Annotated in this window: 19 protein-coding genes and 1 tRNA gene; 14 read left to right on the top strand and 6 right to left on the bottom strand. The window is 66.9% G+C overall.

The genetic code is table 11. The features are described from left to right. Positions 1–6 precede the first annotated feature (6 nt). The 4 genes from ABZ720_RS07565 to ABZ720_RS07550 all read left to right on the top strand — a co-directional run bounded on the left by ABZ720_RS07565 (position 7) and on the right by ABZ720_RS07550 (position 3,555). Complete coding sequence (locus tag ABZ720_RS07565; protein WP_366554908.1) at positions 7–837, top strand: ABC transporter permease; 831 nt, start codon at positions 7–9, stop codon at positions 835–837. Beyond that, positions 834–2,486, top strand: coding sequence for an ABC transporter ATP-binding protein (locus tag ABZ720_RS07560; RefSeq protein WP_366554907.1), 1,653 nt, complete (start codon positions 834–836; stop codon positions 2,484–2,486). Before ABZ720_RS07565 ends, ABZ720_RS07560 begins: the two co-directional genes overlap by 4 nt. 24 nt (positions 2,487–2,510) lie before the next feature. After that, on the top strand, positions 2,511–3,401 hold the full coding sequence (locus ABZ720_RS07555) for an MBL fold metallo-hydrolase (protein ID WP_366554906.1): 891 nt from the start codon (positions 2,511–2,513) through the stop codon (positions 3,399–3,401). 78 nt (positions 3,402–3,479) lie between these two features. Then, a tRNA-Ile gene (locus ABZ720_RS07550) sits at positions 3,480–3,555 on the top strand. A 66-nt stretch (positions 3,556–3,621) separates the two neighbouring features. Here the strand turns inward: ABZ720_RS07550 and ABZ720_RS07545 are convergent. Together ABZ720_RS07545 and ABZ720_RS07540 are read right to left on the bottom strand one after the other, a co-directional pair. Next, positions 3,622–4,371 (bottom strand): RES family NAD+ phosphorylase, encoded by a 750-nt coding sequence (locus tag ABZ720_RS07545; protein WP_366554905.1) that lies wholly within the window; start codon positions 4,369–4,371, stop codon positions 3,622–3,624. After that, a complete protein-coding gene (locus tag ABZ720_RS07540) occupies positions 4,343–4,732 on the bottom strand; it encodes an antitoxin Xre/MbcA/ParS toxin-binding domain-containing protein (RefSeq protein WP_366554904.1) in 390 nt (129 codons plus the stop codon). Before ABZ720_RS07540 ends, ABZ720_RS07545 begins: the two co-directional genes overlap by 29 nt. A gap of 269 nt (positions 4,733–5,001) precedes the next feature. Between ABZ720_RS07540 and ABZ720_RS07535 the strand changes: the two genes are divergently transcribed. The 4 genes from ABZ720_RS07535 (at position 5,002) to glmS (ending at position 10,192) form a co-directional block, all read left to right on the top strand. Further along, a complete protein-coding gene (locus ABZ720_RS07535) occupies positions 5,002–5,433 on the top strand; it encodes an FKBP-type peptidyl-prolyl cis-trans isomerase (protein WP_366554903.1) in 432 nt (143 codons plus the stop codon). A gap of 120 nt (positions 5,434–5,553) precedes the next feature. Then, the gene (locus tag ABZ720_RS07530) at positions 5,554–6,993 is read left to right on the top strand and encodes an amidase (protein ID WP_366554902.1); all 1,440 of its coding nucleotides are present in this window, start codon (positions 5,554–5,556) and stop codon (positions 6,991–6,993) included. 12 nt (positions 6,994–7,005) lie between these two features. After that, the gene (gene glmU / locus ABZ720_RS07525; protein WP_366554901.1) at positions 7,006–8,358 is read left to right on the top strand and encodes a bifunctional UDP-N-acetylglucosamine diphosphorylase/glucosamine-1-phosphate N-acetyltransferase GlmU; all 1,353 of its coding nucleotides are present in this window, start codon (positions 7,006–7,008) and stop codon (positions 8,356–8,358) included. Positions 8,359–8,365: 7 nt separating this feature from the next. After that, positions 8,366–10,192 (top strand): glutamine--fructose-6-phosphate transaminase (isomerizing), encoded by a 1,827-nt coding sequence (gene glmS / locus ABZ720_RS07520; RefSeq protein WP_366554900.1) that lies wholly within the window; start codon positions 8,366–8,368, stop codon positions 10,190–10,192. Positions 10,193–10,206: 14 nt separating this feature from the next. Here the strand turns inward: glmS and ABZ720_RS07515 are convergent, their stop codons facing one another. Together ABZ720_RS07515 and ABZ720_RS07510 are read right to left on the bottom strand one after the other, a co-directional pair. Beyond that, positions 10,207–11,916: an ABC transporter permease gene (locus ABZ720_RS07515; RefSeq protein ID WP_366554899.1), complete on the bottom strand. Its 1,710-nt coding sequence runs from the start codon at positions 11,914–11,916 to the stop codon at positions 10,207–10,209. 70 nt (positions 11,917–11,986) lie between these two features. Next, complete coding sequence (locus ABZ720_RS07510; RefSeq protein ID WP_366554898.1) at positions 11,987–12,757, bottom strand: DeoR/GlpR family DNA-binding transcription regulator; 771 nt, start codon at positions 12,755–12,757, stop codon at positions 11,987–11,989. 173 nt (positions 12,758–12,930) lie between these two features. Here ABZ720_RS07510 and ABZ720_RS07505 point away from each other — a divergent pair, with 173 nt between their 5' ends. The 3 genes from ABZ720_RS07505 to eutH are packed head-to-tail and all read left to right on the top strand — an operon-like array spanning position 12,931 to position 17,582. Further along, entirely contained in the window at positions 12,931–13,836 is a 906-nt protein-coding gene (locus ABZ720_RS07505; RefSeq protein WP_366554897.1) for a phosphotransferase, read from the top strand. Further along, on the top strand, positions 13,833–16,292 hold the full coding sequence (locus ABZ720_RS07500) for a GcvT family protein (protein ID WP_366554896.1): 2,460 nt from the start codon (positions 13,833–13,835) through the stop codon (positions 16,290–16,292). The genes ABZ720_RS07505 and ABZ720_RS07500 overlap by 4 nt, the downstream gene beginning before the upstream one ends. A gap of 57 nt (positions 16,293–16,349) precedes the next feature. Beyond that, entirely contained in the window at positions 16,350–17,582 is a 1,233-nt protein-coding gene (eutH, locus tag ABZ720_RS07495; RefSeq protein WP_366554895.1) for an ethanolamine utilization protein EutH, read from the top strand. 16 nt (positions 17,583–17,598) lie between these two features. Here eutH and pdxY read toward each other — a convergent pair whose 3' ends face one another. Beyond that, positions 17,599–18,459 (bottom strand): pyridoxal kinase PdxY, encoded by an 861-nt coding sequence (gene pdxY, locus ABZ720_RS07490; RefSeq protein WP_366554894.1) that lies wholly within the window; start codon positions 18,457–18,459, stop codon positions 17,599–17,601. Between the two features lie 136 nt (positions 18,460–18,595). On the opposite strand from pdxY, the gene ABZ720_RS07485 reads away from it, so the two are divergent. Next, on the top strand, positions 18,596–19,480 hold the full coding sequence (locus tag ABZ720_RS07485; protein ID WP_366554893.1) for an HpcH/HpaI aldolase/citrate lyase family protein: 885 nt from the start codon (positions 18,596–18,598) through the stop codon (positions 19,478–19,480). A gap of 4 nt (positions 19,481–19,484) precedes the next feature. Next, positions 19,485–20,543 (top strand): MaoC family dehydratase, encoded by a 1,059-nt coding sequence (locus ABZ720_RS07480; RefSeq protein WP_366554892.1) that lies wholly within the window; start codon positions 19,485–19,487, stop codon positions 20,541–20,543. Here ABZ720_RS07480 and ABZ720_RS07475 read toward each other — a convergent pair. After that, a complete protein-coding gene (locus tag ABZ720_RS07475) occupies positions 20,521–21,513 on the bottom strand; it encodes an N-carbamoyl-D-amino-acid hydrolase (protein ID WP_366554891.1) in 993 nt (330 codons plus the stop codon). The two genes, ABZ720_RS07480 and ABZ720_RS07475, sit on opposite strands and share 23 nt — an antisense overlap. A gap of 127 nt (positions 21,514–21,640) precedes the next feature. Between ABZ720_RS07475 and ABZ720_RS07470 the strand changes: the two genes are divergently transcribed. Beyond that, positions 21,641–22,387 (top strand): SDR family oxidoreductase, encoded by a 747-nt coding sequence (locus tag ABZ720_RS07470; RefSeq protein WP_366554890.1) that lies wholly within the window; start codon positions 21,641–21,643, stop codon positions 22,385–22,387. Positions 22,388–22,445: the final 58 nt, after the last annotated feature.

The following is a 22,445-nucleotide window of genomic DNA, read 5'->3' as shown; positions in this document are numbered from 1 at the left end:
CGGGGCATGCGCGTGTCGGGACACCGACTTTCCATTGCCGCCCTGGTGGGGCTGGCCATCATTCTCGTCAATGTGGCAGCCGCCGTGCTGGCACCCTGGATCGCCCCCTACAGCCCGACCTCGACGGTGGGCAGTGTCTGGCTGCCGCCCGGCGAGGAAGGCTTTCTGCTGGGCACCGACCAGAACGGCCGCGATATGCTGACGCGCATGCTCTACGGCGCGCGCACCTCCATCGGCATCGCTTTGACGGCGACGATCCTCTCCTTCCTGCTGGGCTCGGTGCTGGGCTTCCTGGCGGCGACCGTGGGCGGCTGGATCGACCAGCTCTTGAGCCGCGTCGTCGATACGCTGATGGCGATCCCGGTGCTAATCCTGGCCCTGTTGGTGCTGACCGCGCTCGGCAGTTCCATTCCGGTGCTGATCGGGGTCATCGCCGTGCTGGACTCGACCCGGGTCTTCCGCCTGTCGCGGGCCGTGGGCATGGACATCGCCGTGATGGAGTACGTGGAGGCTGCGCGGCTGCGCGGTGAGGGGCTCGGGTGGATCATCCGCCGGGAGATCCTGCCCAATGCGCTGCCGCCGCTGATCGCCGAGTTCGGCCTGCGCTTCTGCTTTGCGTTCCTGTTGATTTCCTCGCTCTCCTTCCTCGGCCTTGGCGTGCAGCCGCCCTTTGCCGACTGGGGCGGCATGGTGCGCGACAACGCCCAGGCGCTGGAGTTCGGTCTCTCCGCACCGCTGATTCCGGCCGCTGGCATCGCGGTGCTCACCATCGGGGTGAACCTGGTGGTGGACTGGATGCTGAGTCTGCAGGGCCGCACCATGGAGGACAGCCGATGAGCGGCGCGACGAAGTCCAAGAGCGGACCGCTCCTGACCATGCGCGGCCTGCACATCGAAGCCACCGGCTTCGATGGGCGTCCCATCATCATTGTCGATGGCGTGGACCTCGATCTGGAGCGCGGCCAGGTGCTGGGCTTGATCGGCGAATCCGGGGCGGGCAAGTCGACGATTGCCCTTGCGGCCATGGGCTATACCCGAGGGGGCGCGCGTATCACCGGCGGTGACATCGTCTTCGATGGACGCAATGTGCTGGAGATGCCGTATCACCAGCGGCGCAAGCTGCGCGGCGACCGCATCTCCTATGTGGCCCAGTCGGCGGCCGCCTCCTTCAATCCGGCCAAGACCTTGATGCACCAGATCATCGAGGCGCCGGTGTTGCACGGGGTGATGAGTGCGGAAGAGGCGAGCCGGCGTGCGGTCGATCTCTTCCACCGTCTGAAGGTGCCGGATCCGGACACTTTCGGCCGGCGCTATCCACATCAGGTATCCGGCGGGCAGTTGCAGCGCGCCATGACCGCCATGGCGATGGTCTGCGAGCCCGATGTCTTGATCTTGGACGAGCCGACCACTGCCCTGGATGTCACCACCCAGATCGAGGTGCTGGCGGCGGTGCGTGACGTGATGCGGGAGTTCGGTACGGCGGGGCTCTACATCACCCACGATCTGGCCGTGGTGGCGCAGATTTCCGACCGCATCATGGTCCTGCGAGACGGGCGCACGGTCGAGGTGGGGGAAACCCAACAGATCCTGGAAGAACCGCGGGAAACCTACACCCGGGACCTGGTTGCGGCCCGGCGGTTTCATGTGAAGGCCGGCGAGGGGGGAAGCGAAACACCGCAAGCGCTGCTGGAAGCGCGTGGCATCGATGCCGGCTATGGCAGCGTCAAGGTGCTCAAGGGCGTGGACGTGGCGGTCCACCCGCGCGAGACCGTGGCTGTGGTGGGCGAGTCCGGTAGCGGCAAGTCGACGCTGGCCCGGGTGGTGACCGGCCTGCTGCCACCGACGCGTGGTCAGGTACTCTTTCAGGGCGAGGCGCTGCCCCCGGCGCTGGGGCAGCGCAGCCGCGAGCAGCTTCGACGCATCCAGATGATCTATCAGATGCCGGACGTCGCCTTGAACCCGCGCCACCGCGTCTATGATACCCTGGCCCGGCCGCTGCAGTTCTATCACGGGCTGCGCGGCAAGGAGCTGCGCGGGGAGGTGAACCGTCTGCTCGATGACATCGAGCTGGGCGGGGACTATGCCCAGCGCTTTCCCGGCGAGCTGTCCGGCGGGCAGAAGCAGCGGGTCTGCATTGCCCGGGCGCTGGCCGCCCGGCCCGACGTGGTGATCTGTGACGAGCCCACCTCGGCGCTGGATCAACTGGTCGCGGAATCCATTCTGGAACTGCTGCAGCGCCTCCAGGACGAACACGGGCTGGCATATCTCTTCATCACCCACGACCTGGGCCTGGTGAAGGCCATCGCGGATCGCGTGGTGGTGATGAAGAGCGGCGAGGTGGTGCAGCAGGGCCCCAAGGCCGAGGTCTTTACCCCGCCGGCCCATCCCTACACCGAACTGCTGCTGGCCTCCGTGCCGGAAATGCGGGTTGACTGGCTGGACGATGTGCTGGAGACCCGGGCCGGACAGGAGCTGGCGGAGCGCTAGCGCTCCTCTTGGCAGGAGAACTCCATGCAGCTTACCCTTCTCGGCACCGGCTGCCCGGTGGTCAGCCTTGAGCGTTACGGCCCGGCGCAGCTCATCCGGCATGACGGCCGCGCGGTGCTGGTGGATTGCGGCTCGGGCGTCACCCAGCGGCTGCTGGCGGCGGGCTGCCCCGGGCGCGAACTCGATGCCGTGCTTCTCACTCATCTGCACAGCGACCACCTGGTCGATCTCTATCAACTCATCGTCTCCGCCTGGCACCAGGGCCGCGCGCGCCCGCAGCAGGTCTTCGGCCCGCCCGGCACCCGGGCCTATGTCGAGGGGCTGATGGCGCTCTGGCGCCAGGAATTGACCCAGCGCATCGCCCATGAGAAGCGACCCTCGACCGCAGCGCTTGAAATCGAGGTGACCGAGATCACGCCCGACTGGCGCCTGGCGCTGGGCGGGCTGGAGATCGAAGCGGTGGAGGTGGACCACCGGCCGGTGCGCCATGCCTACGGCTTTGCCTTCGCCGCCGAGGAGCGGCGGCTGGTGCTGTCCGGCGATACCCGACCCTGTCCGGGCCTGGAGACGGCGGCCAAAGGCGCGGACCTGCTGGTCAACGAAGTCTTCGTGCATCGGGAGATGCCGGTGATCGAGGGTGTGCGCTCGGCCGAAACGGTGGAGAACGTGGGCGCCTATCACACGCTTTCCAGCGAGGTGGGCAAGCTGGCCGCCCGCGCCGGTGTGGGCTGCCTCGCGCTCACCCACTTCGTACCGCCGGCCTGCGACCGAGCCGCCCTGCTGGCGGAGGTGCGCCAGGACTTCGCCGGGCCGGTGATCGTGGGCGAGGACTTGATGACCTTCGACCTCACGGCCGCAACGCTCACCTACGGCCAGGCTCACCTCAGCCTGCCTCTTGGCTGCAGCAGCGCCTGACCAACGCTCTGCGCCGCCGCCGCACACCTTGACGCAGCCCCGCCGCTGCGCAGAATGCCCCGCACCCGCCAAGCGGAGGGGCCCGTAGTTCAGTGGTCAGAACGCGCCGCTCATAACGGTGTTGTCGCAGGTTCGAATCCTGCCGGGCCCACCAACAAAATCAATGACTTAGCCGTTTGAGGTAGGGACGCGCCACGAGCCGTAAGTGTGGATTGCCGGGTTAGGGCTTGAGTGCATTCAGTCGGCTGTCGCCGGCGAAGTCATCGAGGCGATATTCTCGCTGGACCTTGGGCCATTCGCACCAGGCCTGGATCAAGCCTCTCCGAATGAACAGATGCCAAGTCTGAAAGTTGAGCGGCTCGCGACTGGATAAGGCGCGCGGCGTGAGGAGGGCAATATTGCGCCCGGCCTGCTTCGGGGCGCGCACGGACTCAAAGCGGATGGCTTCAAATCCTGCCGCTCGCGCTCTGTCAGCGAACTCTTGGCAGAGGCTATAGTCCTCCTTCTCGCGCCAGATATGGAGGTAGGACGCGAGGCGGCCAATGGTCAGGTCGACGCAAAGAGCGGTGCTGCACCACACGCTGAAGGCGCTGTACTCCGCAGGCCCCTGCGGCAAGCGGGTGCCCGGAGCTTCGGCCAGGAAGAGAAAGCGGTAGAAGGCCATCTCGGCCACCGCAGTGGTCACAGCTTCGGCAGCGTAGAAGGCGCCGTCGCGTTGATGAGCGCGGCGAAAACGGGATCCCCAGGGATAGGGAGCGTAACGGAAGGGCGCGGCCAGCAACGGATGCAGCCCCGCGCACTCAGCAGGAAGGGAAGGCTTGACGGCCTCGATCTCCTCTTCAAGCAGAGCCTGATCGTCCAGGCTTTCCGTGAGGCTGAGGGTCACAACCCGGTGCTGCCCCTCGACCAGGCGCCAGACCTCTCCCGACCATGGCGCCGCGTCAGAGGGGAGCGCGTCGGGAATCGACATAGTTGATCACGCTCACCAGACCCATAACGCTGCCGATCATCTCGATCGGTTTGTTGCCCAAAGCCAGATTGGGTGACCGCATCCATGAACGCATCGCCTCGTCGTCGTTCAGAATGGCATTCAGGCTCCTGAACAAGCGCAGCAATAAGACCGCCAATTCATAGGGCTTGGATCCCTTCGAGAGCCTGTAGCTATCGGCCCGCAGGCGCGAGGCCGTGGCATCGGAAACCCCGATGACCCGTGCCAGGAGAGCATTAGAGAGCCCAAGCCGCTCAGCGGCCCGCACGACTGCCTGGGAGATCACTCGCGAGCGATCCTCGTCGCCGGCCTTCGTCTCAATCAAGGCACTCTCAGGTGTCATGCGCCTTCTCCTGGAAGATAGACCAATCTATCGTTCTACAGAAATGTAGATGCAGCGCTGAAACAATGCAAGATGACAGTTCAGCCATTTGTGCGAGAGACAGGGGGCGCGACCTCCGCTTCCCGCGGCCGCCGGACCCAAGGGTGGATGCTGATTTCGGCGTACCCAGCCTTCCCGATTCTTTTGTTCCCAGGGGTGGCGCCGGCGGGGTGTGGTCCCTAGGTTGGGAAGACGCCCGAGCGTGCGATACTTGAAGCGAAGGAACATAGATGATGAGCGCAGCGAAGCAGGGCGATACCGTCCGTGTGCACTACAACGGCACCCTGAAGAACGGGACCCAGTTCGATTCCTCCCGCGAGGCCGAGCCCCTGGAGTTCAAGATCGGTGAAGGACGGATCATTCCCGGATTCGAGTCCGCGGTCGTGGGCATGGCGCCCGGCGACAGTAAGCAGGTGGAGATCCCCTCCAACGAGGCCTATGGCCCGCGCCGTGAGGAGCTGACCCAGGAGGTGGAACGCAGTCGTTTGCCGGCCGATCTCGAGGTGCAGCAAGGCATGCAGCTCCAGGCCAGCGGCCCGAACGAGCAGCCGCTCGTGGTGACCGTGGCCGAGGTGAAACCCGAAAGCGTGGTGCTGGACGCCAACCATCCCTTGGCCGGTGAGGACCTTACCTTCGACATCGAACTGGTCGAGGTGGTCTGATCTGTGGGCACCGTCGCCCCTAATGGGCGGCGAATGTCTGACACTTTCTCCCCCTTGGCTTGGGGGGTGAGAAACGGCTAGGTTGCGCTGACTTTCTGACAGCGCAAAAGGCTAGCCCTCATGACCGAACTCTGCGATCTCCCGGCCGTCGACCTCGTCAACAAAATCGCTGGCCGGGAGATTTCTCCCGTAGAGCTTCTGGACTCCTGCCTCTCCCGCATCGACGCGATCAATCCGAGCGTCAACGCCGTTGTCGCCCAGGACGCCGAGGCGGCCCGTGGTGCCGCGCTGGCGTCGGAAAAGGCCGTGAGCGAGGGCGAAAGTCTCGGCCTGCTGCACGGCTTGCCGGTCGGCATCAAGGATCTCAACGAGACCGCCGGCCTGCGCACCACCTACGGCTCCGAACTCTTTGCCGAGAACGTGCCGGTGCGCGATGCGCTGAACGTGGCCCGGGTGCGCGAGGCGGGCGGCCTGCCCTGGTTCAAGACCAACACGCCGGAATTCGGCGCCGGCGCCAACACCCGCAACGCAGTCTATGGCGCCACCGGCAATCCCTTCGACCCGGCGTTGACCTGCGCCGGCTCCTCCGGCGGTTCGGCGGTGGCGCTGGCCACCTCCATGCTGCCGCTGTGCAACGGTTCCGATCTTGGCGGCAGCCTGCGCAGCCCGGCGGCCTACTGCGGCATCGTCGGTCTCCGGCCCACGGCAGGCCTGGTGCCCAAGGAAAGCTCCCTGACCGCCTACTCGCCGCTCTCGGTCGAGGGCCCCATGGGGCGCAGCGTTTCCGACCTTGCCCTGCTGCTGGCCGCGATGGCCGGCGAGGATCCGCGCGATCCTCTCTCTCGGCCGATCGACCGAGGCGCCCTGGCCCGCCCGCAGGGAGCCGACCTCTCCACGCTCAGCGTGGCCTTCTCCGAGGATCTGGGCTTCGCCCCCATCGACGAGCAAGTGCGCAAGCTCTTCCGCGAGCGCAGCGGCGCCTTCCGCCACCTCTTCCGCGAGTCCATGGACCGCGACCCGGAGATGGGGGATGACCCCGATCGCGTTTTCGAGGTACTGCGCGGCGTCGGATTCCTGGCGGCGCATCTGGAGAAGGTGCGCAAGTCGCCGGAGAAGGTCGGCCCCAACGTCATGGCCAATGTGGAACTCGGCCTGACCTACAATGCCGAGGACGTTGCCTGGGCGCAGACCCGACACAGCGACATCTTCCGCCGCTTCCTGGCGATGATGGACGAGGTGGATGTGCTGATCACCCCGGCGGCCTCGGTCCAGCCCTTCGACAAGAATGAGTGGTACCCCCGGGAGATCAATGGCAAGCCGCTGCAGAGCTATATTAACTGGGTGGCCATTGCCTACGGCCTGACGCTGACCGGCCATCCCGTGCTTTGCCTGCCCTGTGGCACCGACGAGAATGGCCTGCCCTTTGGCATCCAGGTGGTGGGTAAGCGTTTCGAGGAGGCGAAGCTGCTGTCGGTCGGTTTGGCCCTGGAACAGGCGCTGGGTGGCATCGCCGGCTGTGCCCGGCCGCTGCCGGATCTTGCGCGCCTCTCCGCAGCCTGAGGGAGTCTGCCCGTGAGCACTGCGCTGGTCGTCGTCGTTCTGGCGGCAGGCAAGGGGACGCGCATGCGTTCCAGCCTGCCCAAGGTGCTCCACGCGGTCGCGGGACGGCCGATGGTGCAGCACGTGCTGGAGGCCGCCGGGCCTTTGGAGCCGGCCGGCACTGTCGTGGTGATCGGCCCCGAGGGTGAAGCCATTGCCGAGGTGGTGCGGCCCCATCCCGTGGCGGTGCAGCGCGAGCAGCTCGGCACCGCCGATGCGCTCAAGGCAGCGCGTGACCAGGCCCTGCCCCTGCTGGGGGAGGGCGGCGACGTGCTGGTGCTCTATGGCGACGGCCCGCTGATCACCCCGGACACGCTGCAGCGCATGCGCGCCGCGCGGCAGCAAGCGCCGGCGCCCGATTTCGTCTGGTTGGGCTTCCGTCCGCCCGATCCCACGGGCTATGGCCGCATGCTGCTCGACGACGAGCAGCGCCTGACCGCCATCGTCGAGGAGAAGGATGCCAGCGAGGCGCAGCGCCGGGTCGATCTCTGTTGGGGCGGGCTGCTGCTGGGTGATGGCCAGGCCCTGTTCCGTCTGCTGGAGCAGATCGACAACAACAACGCCAAAGGCGAGTACTACCTCACCTCGCTGGTGGCGCTCGCCGCCGCCGAGGGCCTGCGGGCCGGGGTGGTGGAGTGCGATGCCGAGGAGGTGCGCGGGGTGAACTCCCGCGCGGAACTGGCCGAGGCCGAGGCGATTCTGCAGGGCCGCCTGCGCCGCCGGGCCATGGACGCTGGCGTCACGCTGATCGCGCCGGAAACGGTCCAGCTTTGCTGGGACACGGAACTGGCCCACGATGTGGTGGTGGAGCCGCATGTGGTTTTCGGGCCGGGCGTGCGCGTGGGGACCGGTGCGCAGATTCTCGGCTTCTCCCACATCGAGGGCGCGCTGATCGAGGCGGGCGCACGCATCGGGCCCTTCGCCCGCCTGCGGCCCGGCACCCGCATCGGCCCGGAGGCGCGGGTGGGCAACTTCGTGGAGATCAAGGCCGCCAGTCTCGGCGCCAAGGCCAAGGCCAATCACCTCAGCTATGTGGGCGATGCGGAGGTCGGCGCCGGGGCCAACATAGGTGCCGGGACGATTACCTGCAATTACGACGGCGTCTCCAAACACCGCACGGTGATCGGCGAGGGCGCCTTCATCGGCTCCAACACGGCCCTGGTGGCCCCGGTTACCATCGGTCCCGGAGCGGTCATCGGCGCGGGCAGCACGCTGGTCGAGGCGGTGCCGGAACAGGCGCTGGCGCTGGCGCGCGCGCCGCAGACGACCAAGCCGGAGGGCGCGACGCGCCTGCGCGAACGACAGAAGCAACGGACAGAGGAGTAGCGGCGGCATGTGCGGCATCATAGGCATTCTCGGCACCAATCCCGTGGCACCGCTGCTGCTCGACGCGCTCAAGCGGCTTGAATATCGCGGCTACGATTCCGCCGGTGTGGCCAGCCTGGTCAACGGCACCATCGAGCGCCGCCGGGCCGAGGGCAAAATCGTGCGTCTGGTTGAGCGGGTGGAGCGCGAGCCGCTGAGCGGCGTGGTCGGCATCGGCCACACCCGCTGGGCGACCCATGGGCGGCCCAACGAGGTCAATGCCCATCCCCACGCCAACGGGCGCCTGGCGCTGGTGCACAACGGCATCATCGAGAACCATCGCGAACTGCGCAGCGAGCTGCAGGCGGCGGGCTACGGCTTCGAAACCGAAACCGACACGGAAACCGTGGTCCATCTGGTCGACCGCAATCTCGCGCAGGGTCTGGAGCCGGCCCAGGCGGTGAGCCAGGCACTGCAGCGCCTGGAGGGTGCCTTTGCCTTCGCCATGATCTTTGCCGGTCACCACAACCTGATGATCGGTGCCCGGCGCGGCAGCCCGCTGGCCGTGGGCTACGGCGAAGAGGGCGCGCTCTATCTCGGGTCCGATGCCCTGGCCCTGGCGCCGCTCACGGATCGCATCTGCTATCTGGAGGAAGGGGACTGGGTCGTCCTGCAGGACGGCAAGGCCGAGATCTTCGATGCCGACGACCGGCCGGTGGACCGCCCGATCGTGCGCACGGCCCTGTCGGGTGCGGCCATCGGCAAGGGCAACTTCCGCCACTTCATGCAAAAGGAAATCCACGAGCAGCCGGCGGTCATCGGCGACACGCTGCACAGCTACGTGAACCTGCAGACCCGTGCCGTGACCATGCCGGAGCTGCCGCTGGATTTCGCCGCCCTGCCACGGCTCACCATCTCTGCCTGCGGCACGGCTTTCTACGCCGGCTTCGTGGCCAAGTATTGGTTCGAGCAGATCGCCCGCCTGCCGGTGGAGGTCGATATTGCCAGCGAGTTCCGCTACCGCGAGGCACCCATGCCCGAGGGCGGGGCGGCCCTTTTCATCTCCCAGTCCGGCGAGACCATCGATACCCTGGCCGCGTTGCGCTATGCCCGCAGCCAGAAACAGACCATCCTCTCCATCGTCAATCAGCCGGAAAGCGTGATCGGGCGGGAATCCGACCTGGTGCTGCCGACCCTGGCGGGCCCGGAGATCGGGGTGGCCTCCACCAAGGCTTTCACCACCCAGCTCACCGTCCTGGCCTGCCTGGCTCTGGCGGCGGCGCGGGCGCGCGGGGCCATCGATGCCGCAGCCGAAGCCCGCCTGAGCTCGGCCATCACCGAGGTGCCGGCGGCGATCACCCAGGTGCTGGAGCATGCCGAGCCGCTCGAGGCCATCGCTCACGACATCTCGGCGGTGCGCGACGTGCTCTTCCTGGGCCGCGGATCGCTCTTCCCAATCGCATTGGAAGGTGCGCTGAAGCTGAAGGAGATCAGCTACATCCACGCCGAGGGCTATGCCGCCGGCGAGCTGAAGCACGGGCCGATTGCCCTGATCGACGAGGATGTGCCGGTGGTGATTGCCGCGCCCTCGGGCCCGCTGTTCGACAAGCTCGCGAGCAACATCCAGGAGACGATCGCCCGCGGTGGCCAGGCGATCATCTTCAGCGATCGCGCCGGGCTGGAGCGCATCGGCGAGGGCGCGGCCTATACCGTGGAGATGCCCACGATCGACCCCTTCGTCGCGCCGATCCTCTATTCCCTGCCGATGCAGCTCCTGGCCTATTACACCGCCGTTGCCAAGGGGACCGACGTGGACCAGCCGCGCAACCTGGCGAAATCGGTCACGGTAGAGTAGCGCCGAAGCGCTTTTCAGTCCGGTCCTTCGCCCCCACCGGGGCGGGCCTGGGCGATGGCGCGGGAGAGCAGCAGCACCGGGATCAGGCCCACCGCAACGATCATCAGGGCCGGCGTGGCAGCCGCGCCAAGGCGTTCGTCGGCAGCGTAGTTGTGCGCCTGTACCGCCAGGGTGTCGAAGTCAAAGGGCCGCATGATCAGCGTTGCCGGCAGTTCCTTCATCACGTCCACGAAGACCAGCAGCCCGGCGGTCAGCAGCGAACTCCAGAGCAGCGGCGCGTGCACCGCCACCAGGGTCCCGGACGGCCCCCGCCCCAGGGTGCGCGCCGCATCGTCCATGGAACTGCGCACCTTGGTCAATCCGGCCTCCACCGCCTGCAGGGAGACCGCGAGAAAGCGCACGAGGTAGGCGAAGACCAGGGCGGCGATCCCGCCGGTCAGCAGCAGGCCTGAGGAGATGCCGAGGCTGTCCCGCAGCCAGGCGTCCAGGCTGTTGTCGAACCAGGCGAAGGGAATGAGGATGCCGACACCGATGACCGATCCGGGCACGGCATAGCCCAGGCTTGCCACGCGGCTGGCGAAAGTGGTGAGCGGCCCGGGCTGCAGGCGCGCGCCATAGGCCACCAGCACAGCGAAGCCGACTGCCAGCACCGCGGTCACGGCGCCCAGTACGAAGGTGTTGAAGGCCTGGGGCAGGAAGCGGCCAATGTCGATTCCATTGTCGAGCCCCATGGAGACAAGCACGGCGGCGGGCAGCAGGAAGCCCAGCACCACCGGCAGCGCGCAGACCAGGGTGCTCAGCCAGCGCGCAGCGCCGGCCAGGCGCGGCTGCGGCAGGTAGCGGTAGCGAACCGAGGTGTGGTGGTAGCGTTGCGCCCCCCGGTTCCAGCGCTCCAGCAGCAGGAAGAGCAGCACGATGCCCAGCAACATGGCCGAGAGCTGTGCGGCCGTAGTGTGGTCGTAGAGCGAGAACCAGGCCCGATAGATGCCGGTGGTGAAGGTCTGCACCCCGAAGTACTGCACGGTGCCGTAGTCGGCCAGGGTCTCCATCAGCGCCAACACCGTGCCGGCGACGATGGCCGGCCGGGCCAGGGGGACGCCCACCCGCAGGAAGGTGCTCCAGCCGTTGCAGCCCAGCGTGCGACTGACCTCCAGGGCGCAGACTGATTGCTGCAGGAAGGCGGCGCGGGACAGCAGATAGACATAGGGGTAGAGCACCAGCATCAGCATGATACCGGCGCCCTCGACCGAACGGATGTTCGGAAACCAGTAGTCCCGCGGCGTCTGCCAGCCGAAGAGATCGCGCAGTCCGCTTTGCACCGGTCCGCTGAACTGCAGGAAATCGGTGTAGGCATAGGCCATGACATAGGCTGGCACCGCCAGGGGCAGGATCAGCGCCCATTGCAGGATGCTGCGGCCGGGAAAGCTGTACATGGTCACGAGCCAGGCCGTGCCGACGCCGATGAGCATCACGCCGCTGCCGACCACGGCAACGAGGATCAGCGTGTTGACCAGATAGCGTGGCAGCACCGTGGAGGCGAGGTGCGCCATGACGTCACTGCTGGGCTGGACGACGTTCCAGGCAATGGTCAGCACCGGGATCGAGAGCAGCAGGGCCACCAGGAGCGCAAGCAGGGTCAGCAGGCCAAGTCGCCGGGAGCGCCGCATGGCCGCGGGTCGCGGAGCAATGGCATCGATCCCGACGGTATCGGTAAGTTGGCTCATGAGTGAGAAATAGCAGCCCAGTGGCGGCTATGAAAGTGCGATGCGTTAGCACTCGCACAGTTTTGCGCTGTCAGCCTTCGACCTCGGCCACCGATATCTGCACCTCGGCCTCGATGAGCGCGGCTGCCAGCGCGCCCTCCGGGCTGCTGTCGGCGATGAGCTCGTCGAGCTCGGCAAAGGCGCAGACCTGCACCAGCCCCTGTTGCCCGAACTTGGAGGCATCTGTCACGACCAGGCGTCGTCGGCCCTGCGCCAGCACCGCGCGGCCGAATTCGGCTTCTGCCAGATCGTGGTCCATCACGCCGGTTTCAGCGCTCAGCGCACCAGCTGAGATCACGGCGTGATCCACGGTGAAGCGACTGATGAACTCGATGGCCGACATGCCGAAGGCGGCGCCGCTGTCGCTGCGCAGTTCGCCGCCGGCCATGTAGACCCTGTTGCCGTTCACTGTGGCCAGGGTGCGGGCGATGTCCGAACTGTTGGTGACCACGATCAGGCGGCGGTGGCCGAGCAGCGCCCGGGCCAGCAGGCTGGTGGTGGTGCCGGTGTCGAGCATGATCGACTGGCCGTCGGCGATGCTGGCCGCGGCGCGGCGGGCGATGGCCTCCTTGGCGGCACGGTTCCGGCGCATGCGGCGCTCGAAGGGTGCCTCGCCCACCACGGCCGGCAGGCCGATTGCGCCGTGCATGCGGATCACCTGTCCCTGATCGGCCAGGGGTTTCACGTCACGGCGTATGGTTTCCAGGGAGACGCCCAGCCGGTCGGCCAAGGTGCTGACGCTGACCGTGCCCTGCGCCTCCAGGAGCGCAAGTATCCGTGCATGGCGGGGAGAGGGCGGCATGGGCTGAGGGTGTGTCTGCTGTGGCTTGTGGTATTATGACTGTTAACTTGGTTTTCTGCCTCAGATTGGCAAAGAATAGGTCATAAAACCACAAGAATCGTTTGACAGTGATAAGAGCCGCGTCAATGCTTCCCGCATAAGAGAGTGACAGGCTCACGGGAGGCATCAACGGCGTGACGGAGCAATCGACCGACAGTCAAACCCGCATCCGGGCCCTTCCCATCTGGGAGGGGGAGATCGGCATCGAGCCGCTGCTCGGCGGCATCAGCAATGAGAGTTGGCTGGTGAGCGACGGCCGGGGGCGTCATGTGGTGCGCTTCGGCAAGGACTATCCCTTTCACCACGTTTTCCGCGAGCGCGAGACCATGACAGCCCGCGCTGCCGAGGCTGCGGGCTTCGCGCCCGCCCTGGAGTACGCCCGGCCCGGGGTGATGGTCTCGCGCTACATCGACGGCGCCAAGACCTACGGCGAGGCGGACGTGCGCGCGGCCCTGGACCGGGTTGGCCCGCTGCTGCGCGCGTTCCACCAGGAAATGCCCAAGCACGTCTATGGCCCGGGCTTCATGTTCTGGCCCTTCCACGTCATACGCGACTATGCACGCACCCTGCGTAAAGGCGGCAGTCGGATGGCCGCGTACCTGGACGGATACCTGGAGCTGGCCGACCAACTCGAGCGGGCCCAGGTGCCGCTGCCCATCGTCTTCGGCCACAACGACCTGCTGCCGGCCAACCTGCTCGATGACGGCGAGCGGCTCTGGCTGATCGATTTCGAGTATGCCGGCTTCTCCACGGCCATGTTCGACCTGGCAGGGGTGACCTCGAACGCCGGTTGCTCGGCGGAGGAGTCGGAGGAACTGCTCGGCCTCTACTTCGACCGCCGGCCGGACCAGGACCTGCACCGCTCGCTTGTGGCCATGCAGTGCGCCTCGCTGTTGCGCGAGGCGATGTGGAGCATGGTCTCGGAACTCTATCTCAACGCGCCGGGGACGGACTACCAAGCCTATATCCAGGAGAACCTGGATCGGCTCGCGGCCGCGCTCGATGCCTACCACAGCCGCTACGGACGCCCCGCATCATGACTCAGAGCCTTCCCGCCCACGCCCAGGTTGTCGTCATCGGCGGCGGCATCATTGGCTGCTCCACTGCCTATCATCTGGCCCGCGACCATAAGGCGGATGTGGTGCTGCTGGAGCAGGGGCAGTTGACCTCGGGCTCGACCTGGCACGCGGCGGGGCTGGTCGGCCAGCTTCGCTCCTCGGCCTCGATCACCCGCGTGCTCAAGTACTCGGTCGATCTCTACAGGCGTCTCCACGAGGAAACGGGTCTGGAAACCGGCTGGAAGATGACCGGCTGCCTGCGGCTGGCCACCAACGAGGACCGCTGGGCCGAGTACCAGCGGCTGGCCACCACGGCGCGCAGCTTCGGCATGGAGATGCACCTGATCTCGCCGGAGGAGGTGAAGCGCCTCTGGCCGCTGATGGACACCTCGGACCTGGTCGGCGCCTCCTGGCTGCCCAGCGACGGGCAGGCCAGCCCTTCGGACATCACCGCCTCCCTGGCCAAGGGCGCCAGAATGAACGGCGCGCGCTTGTTTGAAGGCGTGCGGGTCACCGGCTTCGTCATGGAGGGCGCGCGGATCACCGCCGTGGAGACCGACCGGGGCCCGATCGCCTGCGAGACGGTGGTGAACTGCGCCGGCCAGTGGGCGCGCCAGCTTGGCGCCCTGGCCGGGGTCTCCGTGCCACTGCAACCGGTCAAGCATCAGTACATCGTCACCGAAGCCATCGAGGGGCTGCGCTCCGACACGCCCACCGTGCGCGATCCCGACCGGCGCATCTACTTCAAGGAGGAGGTGGGGGGCCTTGTGATGGGCGGCTATGAGCCCGATCCACAGGCCTGGGATACGGGGCTGCCCGGCGGCGACGTGCCTGAGCGCTGGGAATTCCAGCTATTCGACGACGACTTCGATCACTTCGAACAGCACATGACCCAGGCGGTGGAGCGGGTGCCGGCCCTGAACACCGCGGGCATGAAGCAGATGATCAACGGCCCGGAGAGCTTCACCCCGGACGGCAACTTCATCCTCGGCCGGGCGCATGAGTGCGCCAACATGTACGTCGGCGCCGGCTTCAACGCCTTCGGCATCGCTGCCGGCGGCGGGGCTGGCTGGGCGCTGGCGGAATGGATCATGCGCGGCGAGGCGCCGCTCGATCTCTGGGTGGTGGACATCCGGCGCTTCGCTGACCTGCACCACGACCGCACTTGGGTGAAGGAACGGACCTTGGAGGCCTACGGCAAGCACTACGCCATCGGCTTTCCCTTCGAGGAGTATGAAAGCGGTCGTCCCTACATCGTCTCGCCGCTCTACGAACGGCTCAAGGCCCACAATGCCGTCTTCGGCTCGAAGCTGGGGTGGGAGCGGCCGAACTGGTTCGCACCGCCGGGTGTGGAGCCCGTTGATCGCCCCACGATGGGCCGGCAGAACTGGTTCGAGGCGGTGGGTGAGGAGCACGCCCATGTCCGCCAGAAAGTAGGCCTCTTCGATCAGTCCTCCTTCGCCAAGTTCGAACTCAAGGGGCGCGACGCGCTGGCCGCGCTCGATTACATCTGCGCCAACGACGTCACCCGTCCGGTGGGGCGCCTCACCTACACACAGATGCTCACCAGCCGCGGCGGCATCGAGTGCGATCTGACGGTCGGGCGCTTGGCCGAGGATCACTTCTATATCGTGACGGGCACCGGTTTCCGGACCCACGACTTCGCCTGGATCCGCGACCACATCCCCAGCGGGGCCGATGCTGCGCTGCTCGACGTCACCGAGGCCTGGGGTACGCTGTCGCTCATGGGCCCGCGCGCCCGGGAGGTCCTGGCGGCCGTAACCGATGCGGATGTCGGAACCGCCGCCTTTCCCTTCGGCCATCTGCGCGAATTCACCATCGCCGGCGTGAGCGTGCGGGCGCTGCGCGTGACCTATGTCGGCGAACTCGGCTGGGAACTGCATGTGCCGCTGGAGGGCACGGCGGAGGTCTTCGACGCGTTGATGGCCGCCGGGTTTGCCTGCGAGCTGCGTCCCGTGGGCTACCGCGCACTGGAGTCCCTGCGCCTGGAGAAGGGCTATCGGGCCTGGGGCTCCGACATCACGCCCAATGACAATCCCTTCGAGGCTGGGCTCGGCTGGGCGGTGAAACTGCGCAGCGGCCGACCCTTCCTGGGGCGCGATGCCTGCGAGCAGGCGGTGCAGCAGCCGCTGCGCCGCACGCTGATGGGCTTCACCACCGAAGATCCCGCGGTGGTGCTGCTGGGGCGGGAAACAATCCTGCGCGACGGTGAGTCGGTGGGCTATCTGACCAGCGGCGGCTTCGGCTACACCATCGGTCGTCCCGTCGGCTACGGCTACGTCAACCATCCTGCAGGAGTCGATGACGCCTTCGTGGGATCGGGGCGCTATGAACTGGTCGTCGCCAATGAAGCGGTTCCTGCCCGGCTGCACGACGGCCCGCTGTACGACCCCCGGCTGGAGAAGGTGAAAGCCTGACCCGGCGCAGGGACACGAAGATCATAAACAAGACAAGGGAGGCGAGAGGGGAAGATCATGGAACAGATCGGTACCTTCGTCATCTACATCATCATGGCCTGCGCGGTCGCCGGGGCGATCGCCTCGATCCGGGATTCGGAAAGCGGGCTGGGCAAGGAGTTCATTGAGGGCCTGCATTCCATCGGACCGATTTTCATTCCGGTGGCGGGCATCATGGCCTCGATTCCCTATCTCTCGGAGTTCATCCGCGTCGTTGCCGGGCCGGTCTTCGCGGCCATCGGCGCCGATCCGGCGATCGCGGCCACGACGCTTATCGCCGTGGACATGGGCGGCTATCAGTTGGCCGATGCGCTGGCCGGCAGTCGGGATGCATGGATCATGGCGGCCGTGGTCGGCTACATGGCCGGCGCGACCATCATCTTTTCCATCCCCGTCGGCCTGGCGATGCTGGCCAAGTCCGACCACAAGTACATGGCGCTGGGGATCATGTCCGGCATTCTCAGCGTGCCGGTGGGTGTCTTCATCACCTGCGTGCTGATCGCGCTGGTCGGCCTGAATGTCCGTCCTGACATCTCCGCCAGCAGCGCGGCGAGCTACGAGATGATGCTCACCATCGGCGATATCCTGCGCAATCTTCTGCCGCTGATCGTCTTCTGTGTCGCGATTGCCGTGGGCCTGCGCTTCGCGCCTGACGCGATGATTGCCGGTTTCCTCTGGTTCGGGCGCATCATGTATGCCGGCATCACCCTGGTGCTGGCCTTCTCCATCGTCGAGTACTTCACCGGCCTCTTCTCCACCCTCTTTGGCGGCTGGGGCTTCGACCCGATCATCGCTGACGAGGAGGATCAGTTCCGTGCGCTGGAGATCGCGGGCTACATCGGCATCATGCTCGCCGGTGCCTTCCCGATGGTCTATCTGCTGACCAAGTATCTGGCTCGCCCGATGGAGGCCATCGGCTCACGCATCGGTGTTTCGCCGGAGGGCGCGGCGGGGCTGCTGGCCGCGATTGCCAACATCATTGCCATGTACCGCCTGATCGAGCGCATGCAGCCGCGCGACAAGGTGCTGGCCATTGCCTTTGCCGTCTGCGCGGCCTTTGCCTTCGGCGATCACCTGGCCTTCGCGGCCAATTTCCAGCCGACGATCATCCTGCCGCTGCTGCTGGGCAAGCTCCTGGGCGGCGCCTGCGGCTTCATGCTCGCCGTCTGGCTCTCGGTGCCCAAGGCGGAAGCCCTGGCGGCGGAAGACGCCGCCCTTGCCGGGAAGGTTCAGCCACAGCCGGCGGAGTAGGGGAAACGGTCAGGGGTCAGGTCACGGGCTCTGCTCTAAAGCTGCGCCTGGGCCTGACCAGACCTTCCTGGGCGGCGATGAACTGCAGCTCGCGCGTGCCCGCCGCGTTGGTGGTGGCGATCACCTCGTAGATCGCCGCAGCCATGCCGGAGAGTGCTTCGGGAACGGAGCGGTTGCTTTTCAGATAGTGGGCCAGGAAGAGGGCCGTCACCGCGTCCCCGGCACCATTGGGCGGCGGCTCCAGCGGCAGGAAGGGCGTGGAGACCAGCCAGGCTCCCTCCGGTGAGACGGCCAGCATCTGGATCGTATCGTCTGGCGTGCGTTCATGACGCAGCGAGGTGATGACGACGATCTTCGGTCCCCGTGCCTGCACGGCCCGCGCGGCGGAAAGCGCCGTCTCCAGGGTGGAGACCTTGTGGCCGGTCAGCAGCTCGAGTTCGAACTGATTGGGAATGACGATGTCCGCCGCGGGCAGGGCGCGCTCACGCATGAACTCCGGAATGCCGGGACGCACGAAGATGCCGCGGCCAACGTCCCCCATCACGGGGTCGCAGGCGTAGATCGCATCGCCACGTGCTGCGCGGACCTTTGCCACGGTCTCGAGAATGGCTTCGCCCAGGTCCGCATCGCCGAGATAGCCGGACAGCACGGCATCGCAGGCCGCGGGTTCCACGCGCTGGAAAATGCCGTCGATCACGTTGCGCACATGCTCGGCCGAGAAGACTTCGCCTGTCCAGGAGCCGTAGCCCGTGTGGTTGGAGAACTGGACGGTGTTCACCGCCCAGACGTCGAAACCCAGCCGCTGCAGCGGAAAGACGGCGGCACGGTTGCCGACATAGCCGTAGGCCACATGGGATTGCACGGACAGCACGTTCATGGCATTCGCTTCGAATCAGTTACGGGGTAGCGCAAGCTGCCGGGCGCAGCGGTCCCAGACAATAGCCATTTTTGCTTGGGAGTGAGGTGCCAATTTCGGCTGTCGGCCTGCCGCTTCCGAACAAGGGAGGAACTCCATGCTCAAGAATGCCCGTCCGCGCCGCTCCATGCTCTACATGCCCGGCAGCAACACCCGCGCGCTGGAGAAGGGGCGCAGCCTGCCGGCCGATGCGCTCATTCTCGATCTGGAAGACGCGGTGGCGCCGGACACCAAGGCCCAGGCGCGCGAGAACATCGTCGAGGCCCTGCGCGCCGGCGGCTACGGACGGCGCGAGATCGTGGTGCGGACCAATGGTCTGGACAGCGAGTGGGGGCGCGACGACATCGCGGCGCTGGCCGCGGCCGGAGCGAACGCGCTGCTGCTGCCCAAGGTGGAGTCCGCCGCCATGGTGCAGGAGGCCGAGGCCCTGATGGTGCAGGCCGGCGCGCCCGAGAGTCTGGGCATCATGTGCATGATGGAAACGCCGCTCGGCATTCTGCGCGCCGACGAGATTGCCGGCGCGTCCAAGCGGCTGACCTGCCTCGTCATGGGCACCTCCGACCTGGTGAAGGATCTCAACGCCGCGCACACGCCGGAGCGCCTGCCCGTGCTCACCTCGCTCTCGCTCTGCGTTCTGGCGGCGCGCGCCCACGGTCTGGCGATCGTCGACGGCGTCCACCTCGATCTCGATGACGCGGAGGGTTTCGCTGCCCACTGCCTGCAGGGCAAGCAGCTCGGTTTCGACGGCAAGACCCTGATCCACCCCAAGACGCTGGCCAAGGCCAACGAGGTCTTCGCCCCCTCCGCCGAGGAGGTAGCCCAGGCGCATCGCATCATCGAGGCCCATGCCGCCGCCGTCGCCGAAGGCAAGGGCGTGGTGGTGCTCGACGGCAAGCTGGTCGAGAACCTGCATGTGGAGTCCGCAAAGCGCAGCGTCGCCCTGGCGGAAGCCATCGCCGAACTGGAGGCCGATGCGGACTGACGCCATGGCCAAGACCGACAGCGGCAATTTCTTCGAGGATTTTCGCCTGGGAGAGGTGTTGCGCCACCCGACGCCGCGCAGCGTGACCGAGGGCGATGCGGCGCTCTACCTGGCGCTGACCGGCGGGCGCTTCCTGCTGGAGTCATCGGCCGAGGCCGCACGGTCCCACGGCTTGAGAGCCGCGCCGCTGGACGATCTGCTGGTCTTCCATCTGGTCTTCGGCAAGTCGGTGCCGCAGGTCTCGCTCAACGCGGTCGCCAACCTGGGCTATGCCGACTGCCGCTTCCTCGCCCCGGTCTACGCCGGCGACACGCTCTCGGCCGAAAGCCGGGTGATCGGCCTGAAGCAGACCTCGAGCGGCGACAGCGGCATCGTCTATGTCGAGACGCTGGGCCGGCGGCAGGACGGCGCGCCGGTGCTGAGCTTCAAGCGCTGGGTGTTGGTGCGCAAGCAGGACCCGGAAAGCCCGGCGCCGGAGACGGTTGTGCCCGAGCTTGCGCCGCTGGTGGCAGCCGAGGACCTGGTGGTGCCCACGGGCCTGCACGGGCGGGACTGGGACGTGGGCCTCTCGGGCAGCCCCCACCTCTGGGAGGACTATGCACCGGTCGAGCGCATCGACCACAGCGACGGTATGACCCTGGAAGAGGCCGAGCACCAGATGGCGACCCGGCTCTACCAGAACACCGCCAAGGTGCACTTCGACCAGCTTCTGGCCTCAGAGGGGCGTTTCGGCAGGCGCCTGGTCTATGGCGGCCACATCATTTCGATGGCACGCGCGCTCTCCTTCAACGGCCTGGCCAATGGGATCCGCATCGCTGCCATCAACGGCGGGCGCCACGTTGCCCCGACCTTTGCCGGCGATACGCTCTTTGCCTGGTCGGAAGTGCTGGAGAAATGGGCTCTGCCGGGACGCAACGATCTCGGCGCCCTGCGGCTGCGAACGCTCGCCCTGAAGAACCGCCGGGCCGCCGATTTCCCCGACCAGGACGAAGCGGGTCGCCCCGATCCCGCGCTGGTCCTCGACCTCGACTACACGGTGCTCATGCCCCGCCGCGCGGGGTGATCCCCGATCCCAGGGACGCATCCAGCCGCTGCGCCTCCTCTGGCTCCACCGGTCCCTTGGTGGCGGTGATCAGGCCGTAGTGCTGCGGTTCGCGGTGGCGGGCGAAGTCGAAGACGCTGCTGCGATAGGAGCGGCCGAGGTCGAGGTCGCAGCGGTGGGTAATCAGCTCGTCGCCTTCGGTTGCCGCCTGAGCCACCGTTTCCCCTGAGGGGGCGATGATCTGGGTGCCGGCGATCATCGGCACGCCCTCCTCGTTCCCGCCTTTGGCGACGCCCACCACCCAGGTGGCGTTCTGGTAGGCGCCGGCCTGCATGACCAGGCGGTTGTGATGCAGGCCCAGGGCGTCGTGCTCCGGCGCCGGCGGGTTGTGCACCGGCGTGTTGTAGCCCAGCAGCACCATTTCCACGCCCTGCAGGCCCATGACGCGGTAGGTCTCCGGCCAGCGGCGGTCGTTGCAGATGCACATGCCCAGCCGCCCGCTGAAGGCATCGAAGGCTCGGAATCCCAGGTTGCCGGTCTCGAAGTAGCGCTTTTCCAGATGCTGGAACTGGCGCCAGGGCTCGTGCTGATCGTGGCCGGGCAGGTGAATCTTGCGGTACTTGCCGACGATATTCCCTTGGGGATCGACCAGGATCGCCGTGTTGAAGCGCCGCGTGCGTCCCTCTTCCTCCACCAGTTCCGCGTAACCGATGGAAAAGCCCAGGCCGAGCTTCGCGGCAGTGTCGAAAAGGCGCCGGGTCTGCGGCCCCGGCATCTCGCGCTCGAACCAGGCATCCACATCCGCCTGGTTCTCGAAGTACCAGCGGGGAAAGAAGGTGGTGAGTGCCAGTTCGGGGAAGACGACCAGTTCGCAGCCCTGGGCCTTGGCCTGATGCAACAAGGCGATGAGGCGTTCCACCACCTGGGGACGGTTTTCATCGCGCGCGATGGGTCCGAGTTGCGCCGCGCCGACGGTCAACCAGCGTGCCATGGATGCCTCCCCTGTTTGCTGTGTTCAGCTTCGTCGCGTCCGGCATCCGGTGCAAGTGGATGCTTTTCCGACCCGGGTGATGTGGCTAGACAGGAAGTAAGCGATTCGCACAGAAGGAGAAGCGAGCATGAGTGAGCGGCTGGCCGGTAAGGTGTGCCTGGTGACGGCGGCGGCGCAGGGGATCGGGCGGGCGACCGCGCTGGCCTTCGCTGCCGAAGGGGCGCGGGTGATCGCGACCGATATCAACGCGGACAAGCTGGCGAGCCTGCCGGGCGAGGCGCCGGGCATCGAGACGGCGCTGCTGGATGTGCGCGACCCGCAGGCGATCAAGGCGATGGCGGAACGACTGGGCGCGCTGGACGTGCTGATGAACTGCGCCGGCTTCGTGCACCACGGCACCATTCTCGACTGCGAGGAAGAGGATTGGGCCTTTTCCTTCGACCTCAATGTGGCGGCCATGTACCGCATGATCCGGGCCTTCCTGCCCGCCATGCTGGAGCAGGGCCACGGCAGCATCGTCAACGTGGCCTCCGTGGCCTCCAGCCTGCGTGGCGTGCCCAACCGCTTCGCCTATGGCGCCAGCAAGGCGGCGGTGATCGGGCTGACCAAGGCGGTGGCGGCGGATTTCGTCGGCCGGGGCATCCGCTGCAACTCCATCTGCCCGGGCACGGTGCAGTCACCCTCCCTGGACGAGCGCATTGCCAGCCAGGGCGGCGATCCCGAGGAGGTGCGGGCGACTTTCGTGGCGCGCCAGCCCATGGGCCGGCTGGGCAAGGCGGAGGAGATCGCGGCGCTGGCGGTATATCTCGCCAGCGAGGAAGCCTCCTTCACCACCGGCCAGGCCATGGTGATCGATGGCGGTTGGCTCGGGTAAGCCACTAGGTACCGACTTAAAGTTCGGGCCCCGCAGCGGGGATCTGCGGGGCCCGGTC

The sequence above is a fragment of the Aquibaculum sediminis genome (assembly GCF_040712085.1).
GTDB classification, from domain to species: Bacteria; Pseudomonadota; Alphaproteobacteria; order Kiloniellales; family DSM-21159; genus Aquibaculum; species Aquibaculum sediminis.
This window is presented reverse-complemented; position numbering and strand designations above follow the sequence as displayed.